At 56.9% G+C, this 1614-nt stretch carries 2 protein-coding genes; both read left to right on the top strand.

Translation table 11 applies throughout. The features are described from left to right. A partial coding sequence (locus tag NW819_RS11725) for a hypothetical protein (protein ID WP_414413850.1) occupies positions 1-522 on the top strand: 522 nt, incomplete at its 5' end. A gap of 43 nt (positions 523-565) precedes the next feature. Next, positions 566-1614 (top strand): ArnT family glycosyltransferase (locus NW819_RS11720; RefSeq protein ID WP_414413849.1); only part of this gene is annotated, 1049 nt, incomplete at its 3' end.

The following is a 1614-nucleotide window of genomic DNA, read 5'->3' as shown; positions in this document are numbered from 1 at the left end:
GAGGCTCAGGAACTGGCAAGGCGCATTCAGTCTTTTGTGAACGGCACAGAGAGTCAGCTCTTGGTAGATAGCGATAAGTTCGACTTAGGAGCTTTAGTGATTGTGATCTTGTGTTCCCTCATCTGTTCCCTCGTCTCATTGCCATTTCTTTTGATAGGGGTTTCTATGCTGATATCGGCTTTGTGGCGCCGCCGCGTGACTTTGGACAGCTCCCTGTACCAAATCCAGGAGGAGTACCTCACTCCTTTTGGATCACGAGGGCAGAAAACTTATTCCTTCCGAGATGTGCAGCAGGTCACGGTTCAGGCCAGGACAGATTCTGATGGCGATACTAGCTTTTCGGTAGAGGTGACATTGCAATCACAGAAGCCTTTGCTATCCATCTCCAGTGGCGGTGAATCAGAGGCGCGGGCAGAGGCCGAGAAGCTGGGTCAATTTTTGGGGTGTCCGGTCATTTTGCTGGAGACAAAAAAAATCGGATTGCTCAGATTGCTAAAGGGACGTAGACCCGGAGGGTGTTAAAGGTAAGTTAGATCTGTCGATTTGCCAAAAGGGATCCCCTCCATTGCCTAGAGCGGTTTGGCTAATCCTGGGGTTGGGCTTGTTCATGCGGGGCCTGGTGGCTGCCCTTTTGCCGCCGGGCTTTGACGAAGCCTACTACTACCTCTACACCCGCCATCTGGATTGGAGCTATTTTGACCATCCGCCGCTGGTGGCCTGGACAACGGGCTTGGGGCCTGCCTTGACCGGCCAGGTGTCGGCTTTTTCTATTCGACTGGGATCCCTGCTGCTGTATTCTGGCTCTTCCCTACTCCTTTACTACACCGGAGCACGCCTTTTCTCTGATCGGGCAGGACTGATCAGCTTGGCGGCTATCAGCATCGCACCCATCCTTTGGATTGGGTTTGGGGTGCTGACCCTGCCGGATAGTCCGCTGGTCTTTTTTACGGCAGCAACCTTGTGGGTGGCCGCTCAGGAGTTTTTTCCGGTGCCTTTGGGGCAGGGGAAATTGGGAGTCTATGGGGCGGCTCGCTATCGGCCAGGGCCTAGGCTAGCGCTCATAGGTCTCTTGGTGGGGCTGGCCTGCTTGGGGAAGTACCACGGCTTGGCTTTGGGGTTCGGCCTGGTACTCTTTTGTCTGCTCAGCCCAGTTCATCGCTGCGCCTTGAGGTCGGGCTGGACGGTGCTGGCGGTGCTGGGTTTTGTGCTGGCCTTCAGCCCGGTGCTGATCTGGAACGCCCAGCAGGATTGGGTCTCCTTTCGCTTTCAGGCGGGGCGGGCGGTGCCGGAGGCAGGGTATCAACTGCAAGCGCTGGGGCTGACGATCCTTTCTGAAATCTTTTACCTGTTCCCCAGCTTGGGGATCCCTTTGGGGTGGGCGAGTTTGGCAGGGACGGGTCGGGTGGCCCTGCAGATTCTCCGCGGGATGCGGCTGACGGATGAAGAGCTCAAGCACCTTTTGATCCTGGCCTGTGGATTACCGCTGGTGTTGGCCTTTACCTTGATGGGAGGCTACCGGCCCATCTTGCCCACCTGGCCCATGCCGGGGTTTTGGGTGCTGACGCTGCTGCTGGGATCCTTCTGGGAACGGTGGCCGGGAGCGAAGCGAACCTT

This window comes from Synechococcus sp. R8-2 (assembly GCF_047461715.1).
GTDB lineage: Bacteria > Cyanobacteriota > Cyanobacteriia > Thermostichales > Thermostichaceae > Thermostichus.
This window is presented reverse-complemented; position numbering and strand designations above follow the sequence as displayed.